The organism is Runella aurantiaca, from assembly GCF_003339505.1.
Classification (GTDB): domain Bacteria; phylum Bacteroidota; class Bacteroidia; order Cytophagales; family Spirosomataceae; genus Runella; species Runella aurantiaca.
This window is the reverse complement of record NZ_QPIW01000005.1, coordinates 232,796-250,039: the sequence shown is the minus strand read 5'-3', so window position 1 is coordinate 250,039 and position 17,244 is coordinate 232,796. Positions and strand designations below refer to the sequence as shown.

Genomic DNA, 17,244 nt, shown 5'->3' with positions numbered 1-17,244 from the left:
TTTTGTATATTCAGGCTTTATAAACACTTTTTTACTGTTTAGATGTTAAATTCAAAATTATCTAAAAAAATGCTTTTGCCCGATAAGAAAGCGTTGCGAAATTAGTAAGAATATATTAATTCAAAACGGCACTTTTTTGGGTATATTTTTTGTTTTTCTAAGAAACTAGATTATCTTTACCAACACCCAAACGCTTTTTTGGGTACAGCTATGGCACGACGTCATTTACACTTGGCTCTATTTTTCTTTTTACCTTTTTTCATCTTCGCTCAAAAAAGCACCAAGAAAGAAGATAAGTTTGGATATTTTTTAACTGGGAATGCCAAATTTACCCGGATTCCTTTTGAATTGCACGCAAATCTCATTGTTGTTCCCCTCAAAATCAACAATTCTGATACCCTTCATTTTATTCTTGATACGGGCGTCAGTTCGCTGATTATTACCAAGCCCGATGCCATTAAAAACCAAAAGTTACGGTTTACCCGTCGGGTACAATTGACAGGGGCAGGAGAGGGCGAATCGCTAAGTGCCTCGGTGGCCATCGGGAATGTCATTGAAATGGGGAAGATGCGGGCTACCTATCAAAACATCGTGGTTTTGGAAGAAGACGTACTGCAACTTTCTGAATACGTGGGGATACCGATTGACGGAATTTTTGGCTACGAAGTGTTCAATAATTTTGTGGTTACGATTGATTTTACCAATCGTGAACTCGTGTTGATGAATCCTGAAAGCTACAAATACCGCCGCCGACACGGTGATCGTTACCCTATTATCATCGAAGATACCAAGCCTTACGCAGATGTTATTGCGTTGGTAGGGAACGGTACTGAGTTGCCGATTCGGGTCGTGATTGACACGGGGGCGGGTCATGCATTGTTGATTGACAAATCGTATGATAATAAAATTCAACTTCCCGAGAAAGTTCTTCGTGCTCAACTGGGACGTGGACTGAATGGAGTCATTAATGGAAATCTAGGCCGTATTGATAAAGTTCGTTTTGGTAAATATGAATTGGACAACGTGCTGGCTTCTTTTCCAGACAGTCTGGCTTTTGGGGTAAAATTTGCGGCTCGCAACGAACGACAAGGTAACATCGGCTGTGAATTGTTGCGCCGTTTTCGGGTTACGTTCAACTATGCTGATCGCTACATGGTGCTTAAGCCCGTCAAGCGCCGCCTAAAAGAAACGTTTGAGCACGACATGAGCGGCATGGAGTTGCGGGCCAAGGGCACAGACCTCCGCAAATTTTACATCGACAAAGTCATTGAGGGCTCACCCGCTTGGGAGGCGGGGCTACAAGAAGGCGACGAAGTCTTGTTTATCAATAATAAATCTTCGGAAGACCTGGTTATCAGTGAAGTATACAAACTTCTTCAAAAAGGAGAAGGAAAAGAAATATCGCTGCTTGTTCGTAGAAAAGGAGCCATCCAATTTGCTAGATTTCAGCTAAAACGAATGATTTGAGGCAGAGAGGTAAGTCGGAAGTTGGGGAGGAAATGCGTTTTTCCTCCCTTTTTTGTGCTTCTTCCTATTTTCATCTTCTTATGAAGGAAACGAAATTTTACCCATCGACACGCTAGGTACGCCTTCTCTGTTTCCAAAATCAGTGGGTTGACCGCAGAGCGCTTCGTTGGCCAAAATGGCAAACAAGACGGCTTCTTTGGCATCTCCCGCAATTCCCAATGAATCAGTGACATCCATTTCGTAATCTGGTAATAATTCGCGTAATGCTCCCACCAGTACGGGGTTGTGCATTCCACCACCACTTAAAAAAAGGCGATAACTTTCGTCTTTTTTACAAACCCTCAGGATGGACTCCGCAATGGTTTCGGCAGAAAACCGGGTTAGGGTAGCCATCAGGTCTTCGGGGGCCAGCGATGTTGTACCGCTGCGTTGCTGCGCCAAACGCACGTAATCGAGGCTAAATGATTCGGGACCGGTGGTCTTGGGGAATGGGGCGTCGAAAAAAGCATCTTTTTTTAGGCATTTCAATAGTTCGTCATGTACTTTTCCGCTTGAGGCAATTTTACCGCCTTTGTCGTAAGGCAGGTTGAAGAATTTTCGTGCAAAAGCATCAATCAAAGTGTTTCCCGGCCCAGTATCTGTCACAAACACTTCTTGGGCGTTCAGATTGCCGGGTAAATAAGTAAAGTTGGCAATCCCACCCATGTTGAGCATGATGCGGTTTTCGTCTTTTTGGGAGAAAATAAAATAATCTCCGTATACGGCCAATGGCGCGCCTTCCCCACCAGCGGCACAGTGTTTTTGACGAAAATCACTCAGTGTTGTTATGCCCGTCGTAACGGCAATGTGGTCGCCGTCGCCAATTTGAAGGGTCGCATTGGGATATTTTTCAATGCGGTGGAGGATTTTGGGGGCGTGAAAAACGGTTTGTCCGTGGCTGGCCACGATGTCTATGTCGCTAGGGGTAAGATTGAATTTTTTCAGGCTATCCAAAATCATCTTGCCGTGAAGTTTACCAATCCATGCATTGAGCAGGCAGAGCAACTGAAAGTCTATTTCTTTTTTTGCAAATACTTTGCGTATTTCATCCTTAATATCTTCACCGAAAACAACGGTGTCGAAGTGTTCAAGTGTTACATGGGTTTTGGAACCACTTCCCCTAAAACGGCACACTGCAATGTCTAACCCGTCCATCGAAGTGCCCGACATCAGGCCTACGATTCGCCGCTCAGGTTTTTGGGCGATTTGAAAAAGTTTTACTAGGTTTGGATTCATAGCGTAAGTAAACAATCAATGGGTGCTTAATTTTGGGGTATGTGGGATGGAATCGATCAATATCAGTTTTTTGAAAGTATTCTTTTTGAAACCTTCGGGAAGTCAGTCGAAGTGATTGACGTCCGTTTTGTAGCGGGAGGGAGCATCAATACGGCGGCCCGTGTTCTTACGCCCGAAGGTACGTTTTTTGTCAAATTTAACCATGCCGAAAAAGAAGATATGTTCGAAAAAGAGGCGAGTGGTTTATCCCTTTTACGACGTACTAATGCCATTCACATTCCTGAGGTGCATGGTTATGGAAAAAACGGTGGCCGGGCCTATTTAATTCAGGAGTTTGTCGAAAATGGGGGACAGCATCCCGATTTTTGGCAGACGTTTGGTCGGTCCCTCGCCGAGCTACATTCACACACCCAGCCTTTTTTTGGATTAAACTTCGACAATTACCTTGGCTTGTTGGAACAAAATAATGCATTTTGTGTAAATGGTATTGACTTTTTTGTAGAAAAACGCCTACGACCGCAAGCAGGATTGGCATTGTACAATAACCTGATTGGTTCTGATTTGTATAGTCGCTTGGAGCGCTTTTATCCGTTGCTTAAAAATTTACTTCCCACCGAACCGCCCGCGCTCATTCACGGCGATTTATGGTCGGGTAATTTTCTCATCAATGAGCACGGGAGAGTCTCCCTTATCGACCCCGCTCCTTACTACGGATTTCGGGAAGCCGAATTGGCATTTACGCACCTATTTGGTGGCTTTGATGATGAATTTTACGAAAATTACCAAGAATCATTCCCTTTTGAGCCTCATTTTGAAACCCGTATTCCAATCTATAATCTTTATCCGTTGCTGGTTCATGTTAATCTTTTTGGGAGAAGTTACCTGCCTCCCATAGAGCGACTCGTTAAGCGGTATGTCGGGGCCTGAAATTTGATGTTTTTGGTAAAAAATTGGATGAAATTTAGATGCGCAAAAAATTGTATAATTTTTATAATTGTCGAAATTATATTTTTAATAATTTGATTTTGAAAATATAATATTTTGTAGTTTTGCGTAGAAACTCTCCCAACAACAATCTCAATGATGGTAAATTATGGAAACGAATACTGACCAACACATTGCAGTACCCGTAGGTGTAACGTTGGACCGTTATATCATGCACAATCAAAATGCTTTTTCGTTTGCCACGGGGGAGCTTTCACAACTTTTGAGAGACATAGCGCTTGCTGGAAAAATTATTAACCGGGAAATTAACCGAGCAGGGTTGATTGATATTACGGGAGGTTTTGGGACCAATAATGTGCAGGGCGAAGCGCAACAGAAACTCGATGTGGTGGCCAATATTCGATTCATCCGGGCGCTGATTAACGGGGGAGAAGTTTGTGGAATTATTTCGGAAGAAGAAGACGATATTATTCACACGGGAAACAATCAAAGCAAATACGTGGTAGCCATCGACCCCTTAGATGGATCATCCAATATTGACGTCAATGTATCTATAGGTACCATTTTTTCCATTTATCGACGGGTAAGTCCACTCGGTGAAAAACCTACCATTGAGGACTTTCTGCAAGGTGGCGATAAGCAGGTGGCAGCCGGGTATATTCTCTACGGTTCTTCTACAATTCTGGTATATACTACGGGCAACGGTGTAGCAGGTTTTACGTATGATTTTTCGTTGGGAGAATTTATTCTTTCCCACGCCAATATTCGTAGTCCGCAAGACGGGAAGATTTTTTCATATAATGAGGGCAATTACAACAGCTACGAAAGTTTTGTGCGAGAATACCTGATAGAATGCCGCAAACGCAGCTATTCGGCGCGCTATATTGGCTCATTGGTGGGGGATTTTCACCGAAACCTACTCAAAGGTGGTATTTACTTGTATCCTCCTACTACCAAAGACCCCAAAGGAAAATTGCGGCTTTTGTACGAATGTTTTCCGCTGGCCATGATTGCCGAGCAGGCGGGGGCCAAAGCGACCAACGGTTTTCAACGTATATTGGAGGTCGAACCAGTGTCCCTTCATCAGCGAGCCCCGCTTTATATCGGCTCCGAAACGATGGTCAATGAATTGATGAATTTGATTTAAAAACGACCCAAACGATAACGGGCTGAGATAAATAGACCAGCGGTATTTAGTTTTATTTTGCCTAAACCCACTTGGGCCAAAGGTAATTTAAAATAAGGCTCGGCCTGCAGGCTGATTTTTTTGCCAATCTGACGCTCAAAACCCATCGAAAAATTCAAAACTCCAAACCAATAACTACCCGTTGACCCTTCCCAATCGTACCATTTTATATTATAAGAACGAGGAGGATAGGTATATATATATTTCTCGTTGAGCATTTTATAACTCGTGATTCCCGTCGAAACAAACCAGCGTTTGTTGGCTGATTGAGTGATGTCGTACCGCACATTGAGCGGAATATCGAGCACTTTACAGGCTGCTTCGATGCCACTTGGGCGTGCTTTTTGGAAGTTCCAGACTTCGGGCCAAACGTACTGGCTTCCAGTGGCATCGTAGAGTTTTATGGCACGTACAGCTCCCGCTTGAACACTTATTCTTTGGCTGAAACGGTATTCGAGCATGGCTCCCAATGTGATTCCAGGTCGTTTCATTTGGTCAAACCCAATGTAACTCAAATCGGGGGCGACCAAAATTCGCAGGCTTAGGCCTTTTCTGAACAGTGGCTCTGCTTCGGCTTGCGTAGGTTTAGCTACCAAGGGGGGCGGTGGGGGAGATATATACGAAACCGCAGGGGAAGCATAAGCCACACTAAGCAGATGCCACGGATGGATGGTCAGCGTATTTGGGGTACTTACTCGCAGCATTGGGGTCGTACTTTCCTGATACCCATTGGGGCTAGGAAGTGAAACCGTGGCCGATGTTGACTCTTTTGAAACGGAGTTGGACGCGCCAATAGAGTATTCTGATATCATCCCCCCTTGTTTTTTTGTGTTATTTGCCGCGTTGTTTTTTGATAACAATGAATCAGTAATGCGGCTTTTGGGGGTATTGCTGGTATTTTTTACCGCTTTTTTACTAATTTTTGAATCGTCGCTAGTCGACAACGGTTTGTCAGAAAGCGCAAGCGATGGGCGGGTTGATTTATTTAGATTGTCAGCCTTCGTTTGTTGATTTGTTTTCGAAGTCGATTGCGCATTAGATTCGGCGGGGAGCGATGGCGAATCGCCACCAATATTTTCTGGGTTGTTGGTGCTATTGGCAATTTTGTTATCCCCTAAAAACGTTTTAGATGCTTTGGCCTTGCCAGAAGTAACTACTTTCGTTTTGGTTGAATTATCAGGTACAACCGCTTCTGTTTCAACGGCATTTTTCGTTGCAGATTCAGGGTTTGATTCAGAATAATTCGTCTCAGGATTGCTTGAATTATATTCAGAAGCCGTTTCGGCTGGTTTTATTTTCTTGGGTTGCTTTCTTGCTTCGGTGGTTGAGGTTGAGCTTTGTTGAGTTGTAGGCGGGGCAACGGCAGGTTTGCTGGACAGCGGTGTGTTAATTCTGGGCCACAAAAGAACACCGCCCACGATAACGCCAGAGAATAACAAAAGCAATAGCACCAAAGAGAGCAGCGTACGTTTTTTCGGAGCTCCATTAGTGGTGTCAGCACTGTCTAATTTTTTGCGCATTGCAGCCCACGCTTTGGGCTCAAATTCAGGCTCAAACTCCTCAGCAGACTTTCTGAAGAGGTCGTCCAGCGAATCATCTGGGAACTCTTGCATACTCATTGCTTTTCTTTTTAGATAACATAACTCTTAAGTTTTCGCGGGCACGGGCCAAATTAGATTTGGAAGTGCCTTCACTTATGCCCAAACGCTGGGCTATTTCTTCGTGTGAATAACCATCAATGACGTATAAGTTGAATACGGTACGGTACGATGGGGTAAGCTGTTGAATGAGTTCAATCAAGTCTTCATGCGCCAGAGTGCTGTAGACATTGTCGCTGTCGGGAGCGGCAACAGTATTTTCTGCAACACTGAGATCTGTGTTGTGTTGAAATTTTACATTTTGACGATAATGGTCCAAGGCGGTATTTATCATGATACGCCTCAACCAAATTTTAAAGGATTTTTCAGCATCGTACATCTGAACTTTTTGGAATATTTTCAAAAAACCGTCGTTTACTACTTCTAGGGCTTCTTCGCGGTTCGGAACATAACGCATACAAACTCCCATAGCGTAACCGTAGAACTGCTTATACAGCAATTCTTGACACTTGCGGTCGTTTTTCAGACAGCCTTCAAGCAGTTCCGGCAAAGTTTTCAACGCACGAGAAAATAACATCCGATAATCGTTTACGGAATTTTGAAATGATTGGTTGCGTCTATGGTTTCGAAAAGATAAGATTTTTTTGACGAACCGGAATGATGCCCGCCCAAATTGAATACTTACGAAAGTCAATTTTTACCCTCGGTCAATTGGTGAGGTCTTTTGTATAAAATAATCTTTGAAAAATTAAGTATTGATGGCCTCCTGTTTACTTGTATTTCATATAAAACGACCGAACCCTTACCGTTAATGAAAAAGCGATACCTTTTTTTACTCGTCATGATTTCTCTGCAATGGACTTCAAGAAAGGAGATTGCAGACCCATCATCTTATCTAAGCGACCTTAAAACTGAACTAACCAAAGAATGGCCTAAAAACAGGGCCATCAATCTGGTTTTTCACGGTCATTCAGTGCCGGCGGGCTACTTCAAAACACCGATTGTTAATACTTTGGAGGCATATCCCTATCAGGTAATGAAACAATTGAAGGCACGTTATCCGTACGCGGTCATCAACGTGATTAATACGTCGATTGGCGGTGAAAGTTCAAAAGGTGGTGAAAACAGATTTGAAACAGAAGTACTGGTGCACCGGCCAGATGTAATTTTTATTGATTATGCATTAAATGACCGTGGCATGGGGCTGGAGGAAGCCCGAAAAGCGTGGGTATCTATGATAAATAAAGCCGCTCAAAAAAAGATAAAAGTGATTCTGCTCACCCCATCACCTGACCAACGTACTGATTTATTGGATGCAGAGAGTGCCTTAGAAAAACACCGAAAACAAATCATTGACATGGCAAAAGAGCATAATCTGGGATTGGTAGACAGTTATGCCTTTTTTCAAAAAAAAATACAATCTGGTGAAATTATTTCTTCCTACATGTCGCAAGTAAATCATCCGAACGAAAAAGGACACCAGTTGATTGCCGATGGCATAATGACGTATTTTAAGTAATACCGCCTAGTCGTTTTTCAATGATTGACCAAAAGAGGTCTCCCACTCACGGAGGCCTCTTTTTTTGTGTGTTGTTGGTTTTTTTTGTTTTTGTTTAAATAGTTGAATTTCAATAAGTTATGTGTGGATTTTGTGCTTAAATTCGACTTCATTTTAACGGTTTATTTGGGGGTTAATGGGCTGTGTTTAATACCATTTAAATATCAAAAAGTGCAAAAGAATGACCATTTTGAGCAAATACTATGCTTTTGCTTTGGATTAGATTTGTTAAATATAAACTCAATATGTTTATATAAATGAATGGATTTTAGCACTTATATCATCGTACTGTCAATTGCAAGAACCCTTGTCCACAGTAAAGCAATCAGGCAGGCTAGTACAGGATAAATTCAATTGTGAATTGTATAGGAAAAGTAAAAGTGTTTGAGTAAGTATCTAAAAATCAGTCGATTAAATCAAAGTGAAAAAAGCCTAAATTTTATTTATTCAGTTCAGTAATTCACACAAAAAAACACCATTTAATCCTATTTATCTATGTAACGCGCCATTCCATTTCCATCAGTTTTAAAACTTAATTAAACAATTTAAACAACCCTTAACACAACCTTTATTATGAGACAAATTCGACTATTTATTCTTTGTATGCTGCTTGCCTTTAAGGGAGTAGCACAAGGGGTGCAAATTCAGGGCAAGGTAACCACCGCCAACGGTTTGGGAATTCCCGGGGCAACCATTCTTGAGCAGGGGACAACCAATGGTGCTACGACCAACTCGGAAGGTGAGTATAAAATTACAACGACAAAAACGAACCCAACACTGGTTTTTTCGTACGTGGGTTTGATTAGCCAAACCATTAGCAGCCAAGGGCGGAAAACAATTGACGTAACGCTCGAAGAAGACTTAAAAGCCTTGCAGGAAGTGGTAGTTGTGGGATACGGTTCGCAACGCAAGCAGGATATTACATCTGCGGTATCGGTCATCAATATGAAAGATATTGGTGAGCAGCCTGCCAACAACATGAACCAGTTGCTTCAGGGCCGTGCCGCTGGGGTAGTAGTTAAGCAGAAAAGCGGTACACCTGGCGGAATCTTTGAAGTACGGGTACGGGGGATAGGTTCTTTGGGCGCGGGTAGTGACCCTCTTTACGTAATTGACGGATTTGCCGTGGGTACGTCGGTAGGTCAAAACTTAAACCCCAACGACATCGAAAGCATCACGGTTTTGAAAGATGCTGCCTCAACCGCGATATACGGTGCGAGAGGTTCTAACGGGGTAGTGTTGATTACCACCAAAAGCGCCAAAGACGGGAAAGTCAACGTGAATCTTTCCATTGATTATGGTATTCAAAATGTGCCTGATTCCAGAAGGGTAAAAATGCTCAACGGGGTTGAGTTTGCGCAGTTTAAAAAGGAGATTTTTGAAGACGGTATTCGCTATTTCCAGAATAGAGAACCGACTTTGGAAGAAGTTCCCCTTGGGTTTCGGTATCCAGAGCAGACCAAGTATTCGACCGATTGGTTTGGGGCTATTCTTAATAACAATGCGCCTTATATGGACGTCAACCTGACGATTTCGTCGGGAAAGGGTCCACTTAAATCAATGCTTTCGGTTGGGTATTTTAAAGAGGAAGGCTCTATCATCAAGACCAATTACGACCGGGTTTCTATTCGTAGCAATATTGGGGGTGAGGTTAATAAGTTTCTGACGGTTGGTATGAATGTAAACGGTAGCTATACCAAACAAAACGTAGCCAATACCGACGGTCGCAGCGCCTTGGTGGGTGGTGCATTGTTGATGGACCCGCGTGAACCAATTTATAATGATAACGGCACAATGCGCCCTTACATTGGAGGGGTTGACGGAGCGTTTGGTTTTCCCAATCCTGTATTTGTACTGAACAATGTTATCAGAAGAAGAAATATCGGTGATGTGCTTGCCAACGGTTTTGCAGAAATTGCCATTTTGAAGAATCTGAAATTCCGTACTTCGGTCAATGCCAAGATTAATTTCAACGCATATAAAGAGTATGTTCCATCGACCATTGGTTTATCGGTAGCTTCTGGTACAGCTGGTGCGCCGCCGAGAATCGCGACGGCCCGGGATATAAACGAGCAGTTGCGCAATTATTCCTTTGACCAACTCTTAACCTATGCGCCTAAAATCGGAGCCAACCAGTCGATGGACTTTTTGCTGGGGGTGACTTCTCAGAAAGAAACAGTCTACGGTGTGGATGGCTCAGGAAATACATTCCCAGATGATGTAGTCCCTTATTTGGGGGCGGCATCTATTCGTTCTTCCAACTCGTATGAGTATGGTTGGGGGCTGTTGGCGTATTTTGCCCGCGCCAATTATTCTTACAAAGATAAATACTTGTTTTCTGCTTCGTTCCGTCGTGAGGGAAGTTCACGGTTTGGTGCTCAAAACAAATACGGAGATTTTCCCGCTGCTTCGGTAGGTTGGAGATTAACGGAAGAGTCATTTATGCCTAAAGCTTCTTGGTTGACAGACGTGAAACTGAGAGCAAGCTGGGGGGTAACGGGTAACAACAACATCGGTAACTACCCAAGTTTGGCGTTTGTGGGAGCCAATAACTATATCCTCGGCAATGCATTTGCGGCAGGAAAAGTGATTAGTTCATTTGCCAACTCCAACCTGAAATGGGAGAAATCAAACCAGTTGGACATTGGTTTAGACGTGGCTACTTTCAACAACAAGTTGACCTTCACTTTTGAATATTACAGCAAAATCACCAACGACATGTTGTTGCCAATTTCTATCCCAGCGGTGTCTGGTTTTACCTCAAGTTTAGACAACATCGGAAAAGTGCAGAACCGTGGGGTAGAAGTAAGTGCTGATTTCAGAACAACCATCGGAAAAGTAAATTTCCGCACCAATGCCAACCTTACCGTAAACCGCAGCAAAATACTAGCCATCAAAGGAGCCAATGACATGCTTTGGTATGGTGGATTTTATGGGGGCTATAACGTACAGAAAGTGGGCCGTCCTATCGGGATGATTTACGGGTACCAAAAATTGGGTATCTTCAATACACAAGCCGAAATTGACGCGTGGCCTAAGCAAGACGGTGTGATTCCGGGCGGTATGAAATTTGCCGATACCAACGGCGACGGCGTGGTATCTTACGATACGCAGGATATGGTTGAAATCGGAAATCCAAACCCTGCTTTTACGTGGGCATGGACCGTGGCGGCTGATTATCGTCGTTTTGACCTGAACGTTTTGTTTGTGGGTGCGCACGACTTTGACATCTATCGCAACATCGAAGCATCGACGATGAACATGGACGGCGTGTTTAACGTATTGGACAAAGCTAAAGACCGTTGGAGATCACCCTCTAACCCAGGTTCTAATCCAAACGCTAAAAATTCACAGGGCGGAACCAATTACTTCAAATGGTCACGCGAGAGCAGTGAGCGCTACGTATACGATGGTAGCTACGTTTGGTTAAAGGCCGTAACCCTTGGTTATAACCTTCCTAAATTCAAATCCGTATTGAGCGATGCCCGTATTTTTGTAACGGCCAACAACTTGTTCTTATTTACGAAATACCCCGGCAATAACCCTGATGCGGGTGTGAGAGGCGGCACGGAATTGAACAATGACGATGAGTCATATCCTGTTCCAAGAACGTTGGCGGTTGGTGCTAAGTTTAACTTTTAATTCTACGCAGAAATGAAAAAAATAACCTCTTTTATACTTTTAACGCTTGGCTTCGTTCAGTTTTCGTGCAACGATGATTTCTTGACGACCACTGACCCGACCCGAATCAGTACGGATGTTTTCTACCAAAACCAGACTCAGTTTGAGCAGGCGCTCAATGGGGTGTATGGTCAGTTGCAGGCAATTACGAATACGGCATATCTGGGACAGGAATTTATGTCTGACAACACAACGCTTGATTTTAACCCGCTCGACCGTGGTGGTGCTGCGGGGTGGGAAGCGTTTGAGTTTTCGACCGTAAACCCCGGCAATGGTGAAGTGGCGGCTTTGTGGAATAACCATTATTCTGCCATGTACAATATCAATTATGCACTGGAAAAGCTTGAAACAAGCACCATTGATGCCGCCGCCAAAAGCGCCATCGGTGGTCAATTAAAATTCATCAGAGCTTATCACTACTTTAACTTGGTTCGGTATTTTGGAGATGTCGTTTTGGCCACCAAAACGCTGAACAACCCCAATGAAGCTTTTGAATTGGTAAAATCTCCGCAGGCAGAGGTGTATAAGCAAATCGAAACCGACCTGAAAGATGCCGTCAACTTACTGCCAACTACGTATCCTGCTGCGGGCAGAGGGCGGGTTACGAAAGGGGCCGCGCTGAGTTTGTTGGGTAAAGTTTATCTGACCCTGAAGCGTTATCCCGAGGCTGTTTCTACGCTGAAGCAGGTGTTGCCATTGGGTTATTCTTTGTACGCCAACTACAAAGATAATTTTGACCCGACCAAAAAGAACGGTGTAGAATCTGTGTTTGAAGTTCAGTACCAGGGTGGAAACGACTTGGGTGAGCAAAGCAACTTTGTGTATTTATTTGCGCCACGGCTTTCTCAGGGAGCGGTGACGGGATTTGCCAATACTACTCCAAGCGGACGTAATATCCCGACCAATGACATGATTGCAGCCTACGAAGCTGGCGACCTTCGCAAGGATATTTCTTTGCAGACGAGCTATACCCTCAACGGTACGGTTGTGCAGATTCCTTTTGTCAATAAATACCGCTATCCGCACACGATTACGGGACGCTCGGACAATAACTGGCCAGTGCTTAGATACGCTGATGTGTTGTTGATGCTCGGCGAAGCCATCAACGAAGCTACCGGACCAGATGCCGAGGCATTGGGCTATTTGAACCAAGTACGTAAGCGGGCAGGGCTGGCAGAGTTGACGGGATTGACAAAAGACACTTACCGTACGGCCGTTCTCAAAGAAAGACGCGTTGAACTGGCTTTTGAAAACCACCGTTGGTTTGATTTACAGCGCACCAAAACCCCAGCTGAATTGGCGGCGTTTATGAATGCTTACGCAGCAAAAGAGAAAACGAATCCGACCGTTTCAAGAGGCGGAATTGCTTTCAACGCGCTCGACTATGTATATAGTGATTTTGAGTATTACCTGCCAATTCCGGCACCGCAAATTTTGATCAACAGCAAACTCACTCAAAATCCCGGTTACCAATAGCAGGACGACTTTTATAAGTAGGATTTGATAAAGAGTCCGCTTTTATAAGTAGTACATTTTCAAGTACCTGTCGTAGTTTAAAGAGCTGTTTTGCTTTCTACGACAGGTACTTTCTTAACCAATTTTTACCACCCTTATTTTTGTTAAAAACCGTGCAGGAAACCACAGAAATCTTCTGGCTTTGGCAGTTTTTAGGCCGATTACACCCCTTGGTCGTCCACTTCCCCATCAGTTTGCTTTGCGTAGCGTTAATACTTGAAATTGTTGGTTGGCGGCGCAAATCGGTCGAATTGCGCGCTGGCATCACCGCTTTGGTTTGGATTGGGGCCATCAGCTCGGTGTTGGCCGTTGTGTTGGGTTTACTTTTAGCCAATCAAGACGAATACGGCGGCGACACCGTCACCATTCACCAATGGTCGGGCATTGCCACCATGGTTTTTGCCTTGGTTTCATTGTTTGCCCTTCGTACGGGGCGTGCCTCGCTTTATAAAACCATGCTTTTTATGACCGTGGGCGGGGTCACATTGGCTGGGCACTACGGCGCTTTACTGACGCACGGAGAAGATTATCTGACGGGCGTTTTACCTTTCAACAAAAACCAAAAAGAGAATACCGAAGGAGGCGCAAATTTTACGTTTGCCAATACCAATCAACCCCTCACGCAGGAACAAATTGTGGAATTGAACGTGGAAGTGAGGTCTATCTTGGCCCATAATTGTTACAGTTGCCACAGTGCAACCAAAACAAAAGGAGAATTACGGCTAGACAAAAAAGAATTTATCTTTAAAGGCGGCGAAGACGGGCCGATTATCGTCGCGGGCAATCCCGACAAAAGTGAAATTATACGCAGAATCACCCTTCCAACGGGCCATAAAGAAGCCATGCCTACCAAAGGCAAGCGACTCAGTGAAAAAGAAGTGGCGCTATTGGAATTTTGGATAAAACAAGGTGCTCCGTGGCCCGATGGTCCCGAAAAAAGCATTTATCGGGTAGCCGAAATGGCCCCTCGTATGCCAGAACTCCCCCCCGCAACCGCCCAATTTACGCAACCCGTTGACCGCTTGGTCAATGCGTATTTTCAGAAAAACAAAATTGCTTGGAAGAATGTGGTTGATGACCGAACCTACATCCGCCGGGTTTATTTGGACGTTATTGGTTTGTTGCCTTCTCCCGAAAATATTCAGGTGTTTATCGAAGACAATCGCCCCGACAAACGGGAAATATTGGTCAAAAGTCTGTTGGCTCGCAACGAAGACTACGCGCAGCATTGGCTAACGTTTTGGAACGATGCCCTTCGCAATGATTATTCTGGAACAGGGTACATCACGGGTGGTCGTTTCAATATCACAAAATGGTTGTATGCATCCCTCAAAAACAATAAACCGTACAATCTGTTTGTCAAAGAGTTAATCAGCCCGACGAAAGAATCGGCAGGGTTTATCAAAGGAATTAAATGGCGCGGAACCATCAATGCCAGTCAGCGCAATGAAATGCAAGCCGCCCAAAACGTTGCACAGGTGTTTTTGGGACTGAACCTGAAATGCGCCTCTTGTCACGATAGTTTTATCAGCGACTGGAAACTGGAAGAGGCCTACGCGTTTGCCAACGTTTTTGCCGATACTACCTTGGAAATCCACCGTTGTGATAAGCCCACGGGCAAACTGGCTGGGCGCGGGTTGTTATTCAAAGAACTAGGTCAAATCAAAGAAACCCCAGTGACTGAAGAACGGCTCAAAGAACTGGCTGAGTTTTTGGTACAGCCCAAAGACGGACGACTTTATCGTACGTTGGTGAATCGGGTATGGGCGCAACTCATGGGTCGGGGCATTGTTGAGCCGGTAGATGCCATGGACAATCTACCTTGGAGCCAGGATTTGCTGGATTGGTTGGCCTCTGATTTTGCGGCGAATGGCTATGATATTAAGAAACTGATGTATACCATTTTGACTTCCAAGACCTATCAATTGCCATCCATTGGCATCAAAGATGCGGGCTTGGTAACGGCCCCTGACTTTGTATTTCAAGGAATGGTGCGTCGGCGATTAACGGCGGAGCAGTTTGCTGATGCGGTAAGTGTGGTTTTTAATCCAATTTATGGAGATTCAGCGCTTGTTTTTAAGCAGTTACCCGAAACCATCAAACAGGAGATTCCTTTCACGCGCGCCTCTCTGGTAAAAAGAGACCCCTTCTTGACGGCTTTGGGGCGACCAAATCGGGAAACGGTGAACACAAGTCGAAACTCTCAGGCGAATCTTTTGCAGGCGTTGGAATTAACCAATGGAACCCAATTTAATGAAGCCCTGAAAAACGGCGCAAAGATTTGGAAAGTCAAGTACCCGACCTCCGATGTGTTGGTTAAAGAACTGTACAAAAAATCGCTGGGACGGGAGCCGTTGTCCAAAGAACTCGCGGCGGCTCAAAAAATCATTGGCCCCAAACCCACCGACGAAGGAATTCAGGATTTGGTCTGGGCCATGACGCTGCACCCTGAATTTCAGTTGATTTATTGATGGGAGAAGAGAGATTGGCGGTGAAAATCCCACCAATGGCGAAGAATCTAAAAAGCCCCGCAGGGGCACAACTTTTGTAGAATTTTGTATAAACCGCAATGTTTATCATGAAAAATAGATGGAATAGAAGAGAATTTCTTCAAAAAACCAGTGCCGCAACCTTGGCCGCTTTGGCCGCAAGTGCTCCGATGCCCAGTCTGTTGTCTAGCTGTAAAAGTAAACTCGTAGGGCAGACGGATGGAACCGCCGATACGGTGATTTTGCTGTGGATGGCGGGCGGAATGGCCCATACCGAAACCTTTGACCCTAAGCGATATACGGCTTTTGAAAAAGGAATGGAAGGCAACCGGGTACTGAGTACATTTAAACCCATTCCGACCGTTTTGGACGGAATCAATTTCTCCGAAGGACTGCAATCTATCGGTAAAGTGATGGATAAAGGAACGCTCATTCGGTCGTATGTGGCGGCAGATATGGGCCATATTTTACATTCGCGTCATCAGTACCATTGGCATACTTGTTATGAACCGCCCCAAACGGTGGCCGCGCCGCACATGGGGGCGTGGATTGCCAAAGAATTGGGCCCCAAAAACCCTGTTATTCCTGCTTTTATTGACATTGGTCAGCGGTTTACCGTCGGAGAAGCCGAAGAGCTGAAAGCCTTTCATACGGCAGGATTTTTAGGCAATGAGTTTGGCCCGTTTTTCATCCCCGACCCAAGTCAGGGGTTAGAAAGTGTGCGTCCGCCCGTTGGGATGGATGCCAAACGCTTTGAGCGCCGAAATCAATTGTACAATGATTTAATCAGTAATAGTCCCGTGGGTGAGTTTGGCAGTGATTACCAAAAAGAATCGCTGAAACGCTCCATGGAGCAGGCCTATATGCTCCTCAATTCGCCCGAAGCCAAGGCGTTTAATCTGACGACGGAGCCGAAAGAAAGCTACGATATTTATAATACAGGTCGCTTTGGCTTAGGCTGTTTGTTGGCCAAAAGATTGACCGAGCAAGGGGCCCGTTTTATCAGTGTGACCACCGAATATGAACCTTTCTTTGGCTGGGATACGCACGAAAATGGCCATACGCGCTTGGTGGACATGAAAAAGCAGATTGACGGGCCTATTGCGCAGCTTGTGAAGGATTTGGATAAATCGGGGCATCTTGACCGCACCTTGATTGTCCTCGCCAGTGAATTTAGTCGCGATATGATGGTAGAGGGCCGCCCCGAAGCTAAGGTACAGGAGCAGGTAAAACAACCGGAGATTTTGGACGACATCAAGTTTTACGGAATGCACCGCCACTTTACAGATGGCTGTTCCATGCTGATGTTTGGTGGAGGAATCAAGAAGGGGTTTGTATACGGAAAAACGGCCGACGAGCGCCCGTGCAAGACCATTGAAAACCCCGTGAAGATTGACGGTATCCATCAAACCATTTATCATGCGTTGGGGATTCCGCCTGATACTCAGTATGAAATCGAAAAAAGACCCTTTTATACAACACCCGACGGTAAAGGGAAAGCCGTGATGGATTTATTGGCTTAACGATTCA

At 44.7% G+C, this 17,244-nt stretch carries 11 protein-coding genes; 8 read left to right on the top strand and 3 right to left on the bottom strand.

Annotated elements, in window-relative coordinates; genetic code table 11:
• Positions 1-210: 210 nt before the first annotated feature.
• Positions 211-1,467 (top strand): aspartyl protease family protein, encoded by a 1,257-nt coding sequence (locus tag DVG78_RS09320; protein ID WP_114460810.1) that lies wholly within the window; start codon positions 211-213, stop codon positions 1,465-1,467.
• Positions 1,468-1,545: 78 nt separating this feature from the next.
• On the opposite strand, the gene DVG78_RS09315 is transcribed toward DVG78_RS09320, so the two are convergent.
• The gene (locus DVG78_RS09315) at positions 1,546-2,742 is read right to left on the bottom strand and encodes an anhydro-N-acetylmuramic acid kinase (RefSeq protein WP_114460809.1); all 1,197 of its coding nucleotides are present in this window, start codon (positions 2,740-2,742) and stop codon (positions 1,546-1,548) included.
• Positions 2,743-2,781: 39 nt separating this feature from the next.
• On the opposite strand from DVG78_RS09315, the gene DVG78_RS09310 reads away from it, so the two are divergent.
• Together DVG78_RS09310 and fbp are read left to right on the top strand one after the other, a co-directional pair.
• Positions 2,782-3,669: a fructosamine kinase family protein gene (locus DVG78_RS09310; protein ID WP_114460808.1), complete on the top strand. Its 888-nt coding sequence runs from the start codon at positions 2,782-2,784 to the stop codon at positions 3,667-3,669.
• A 166-nt stretch (positions 3,670-3,835) separates the two neighbouring features.
• Positions 3,836-4,834 (top strand): class 1 fructose-bisphosphatase, encoded by a 999-nt coding sequence (gene fbp / locus DVG78_RS09305; RefSeq protein ID WP_114460807.1) that lies wholly within the window; start codon positions 3,836-3,838, stop codon positions 4,832-4,834.
• Here fbp and DVG78_RS09300 read toward each other — a convergent pair.
• On the bottom strand, positions 4,831-6,486 hold the full coding sequence (locus DVG78_RS09300) for a porin family protein (RefSeq protein ID WP_114460806.1): 1,656 nt from the start codon (positions 6,484-6,486) through the stop codon (positions 4,831-4,833). The genes fbp and DVG78_RS09300 overlap by 4 nt on opposite strands.
• On the bottom strand, positions 6,467-7,048 hold the full coding sequence (locus DVG78_RS09295; RefSeq protein ID WP_114460842.1) for an RNA polymerase sigma factor: 582 nt from the start codon (positions 7,046-7,048) through the stop codon (positions 6,467-6,469). Before DVG78_RS09295 ends, DVG78_RS09300 begins: the two co-directional genes overlap by 20 nt.
• Positions 7,049-7,282: 234 nt before the next feature.
• Here DVG78_RS09295 and DVG78_RS09290 point away from each other — a divergent pair, with 234 nt between their 5' ends.
• The 5 genes from DVG78_RS09290 (at position 7,283) to DVG78_RS09270 (ending at position 17,237) form a co-directional block, all read left to right on the top strand.
• The gene (locus tag DVG78_RS09290; protein WP_114460841.1) at positions 7,283-7,990 is read left to right on the top strand and encodes an SGNH/GDSL hydrolase family protein; all 708 of its coding nucleotides are present in this window, start codon (positions 7,283-7,285) and stop codon (positions 7,988-7,990) included.
• 612 nt (positions 7,991-8,602) lie between these two features.
• Positions 8,603-11,671, top strand: coding sequence for a SusC/RagA family TonB-linked outer membrane protein (locus DVG78_RS09285; protein ID WP_114460805.1), 3,069 nt, complete (start codon positions 8,603-8,605; stop codon positions 11,669-11,671).
• A gap of 12 nt (positions 11,672-11,683) precedes the next feature.
• Positions 11,684-13,186 (top strand): RagB/SusD family nutrient uptake outer membrane protein, encoded by a 1,503-nt coding sequence (locus DVG78_RS09280; RefSeq protein WP_114460804.1) that lies wholly within the window; start codon positions 11,684-11,686, stop codon positions 13,184-13,186.
• 152 nt (positions 13,187-13,338) lie between these two features.
• Positions 13,339-15,696: a PSD1 and planctomycete cytochrome C domain-containing protein gene (locus tag DVG78_RS09275; protein ID WP_114460840.1), complete on the top strand. Its 2,358-nt coding sequence runs from the start codon at positions 13,339-13,341 to the stop codon at positions 15,694-15,696.
• A gap of 107 nt (positions 15,697-15,803) precedes the next feature.
• Positions 15,804-17,237 (top strand): DUF1501 domain-containing protein, encoded by a 1,434-nt coding sequence (locus DVG78_RS09270; protein WP_114069700.1) that lies wholly within the window; start codon positions 15,804-15,806, stop codon positions 17,235-17,237.
• The last annotated feature ends 7 nt before the right edge of the window (positions 17,238-17,244 follow it).

Bases quoted from the DNA above. Each gene is read 5' to 3' on its own strand.
- DVG78_RS09320 (WP_114460810.1), top strand. From the start codon at position 211: ATGGCACGACGTCATTTACACTTGGCTCTATTTTTCTTTTTACCTTTT.
- DVG78_RS09315 (WP_114460809.1), bottom strand. From the start codon at position 2,742: ATGAATCCAAACCTAGTAAAACTTTTTCAAATCGCCCAAAAACCTGAG.
- DVG78_RS09310 (WP_114460808.1), top strand. From the start codon at position 2,782: ATGTGGGATGGAATCGATCAATATCAGTTTTTTGAAAGTATTCTTTTT.
- fbp (WP_114460807.1), top strand. From the start codon at position 3,836: ATGGAAACGAATACTGACCAACACATTGCAGTACCCGTAGGTGTAACG.
- DVG78_RS09300 (WP_114460806.1), bottom strand. From the start codon at position 6,486: ATGCAAGAGTTCCCAGATGATTCGCTGGACGACCTCTTCAGAAAGTCT.
- DVG78_RS09295 (WP_114460842.1), bottom strand. From the start codon at position 7,048: ATGTTATTTTCTCGTGCGTTGAAAACTTTGCCGGAACTGCTTGAAGGC.
- DVG78_RS09290 (WP_114460841.1), top strand. From the start codon at position 7,283: ATGAAAAAGCGATACCTTTTTTTACTCGTCATGATTTCTCTGCAATGG.
- DVG78_RS09285 (WP_114460805.1), top strand. From the start codon at position 8,603: ATGAGACAAATTCGACTATTTATTCTTTGTATGCTGCTTGCCTTTAAG.
- DVG78_RS09280 (WP_114460804.1), top strand. From the start codon at position 11,684: ATGAAAAAAATAACCTCTTTTATACTTTTAACGCTTGGCTTCGTTCAG.
- DVG78_RS09270 (WP_114069700.1), top strand. From the start codon at position 15,804: ATGAAAAATAGATGGAATAGAAGAGAATTTCTTCAAAAAACCAGTGCC.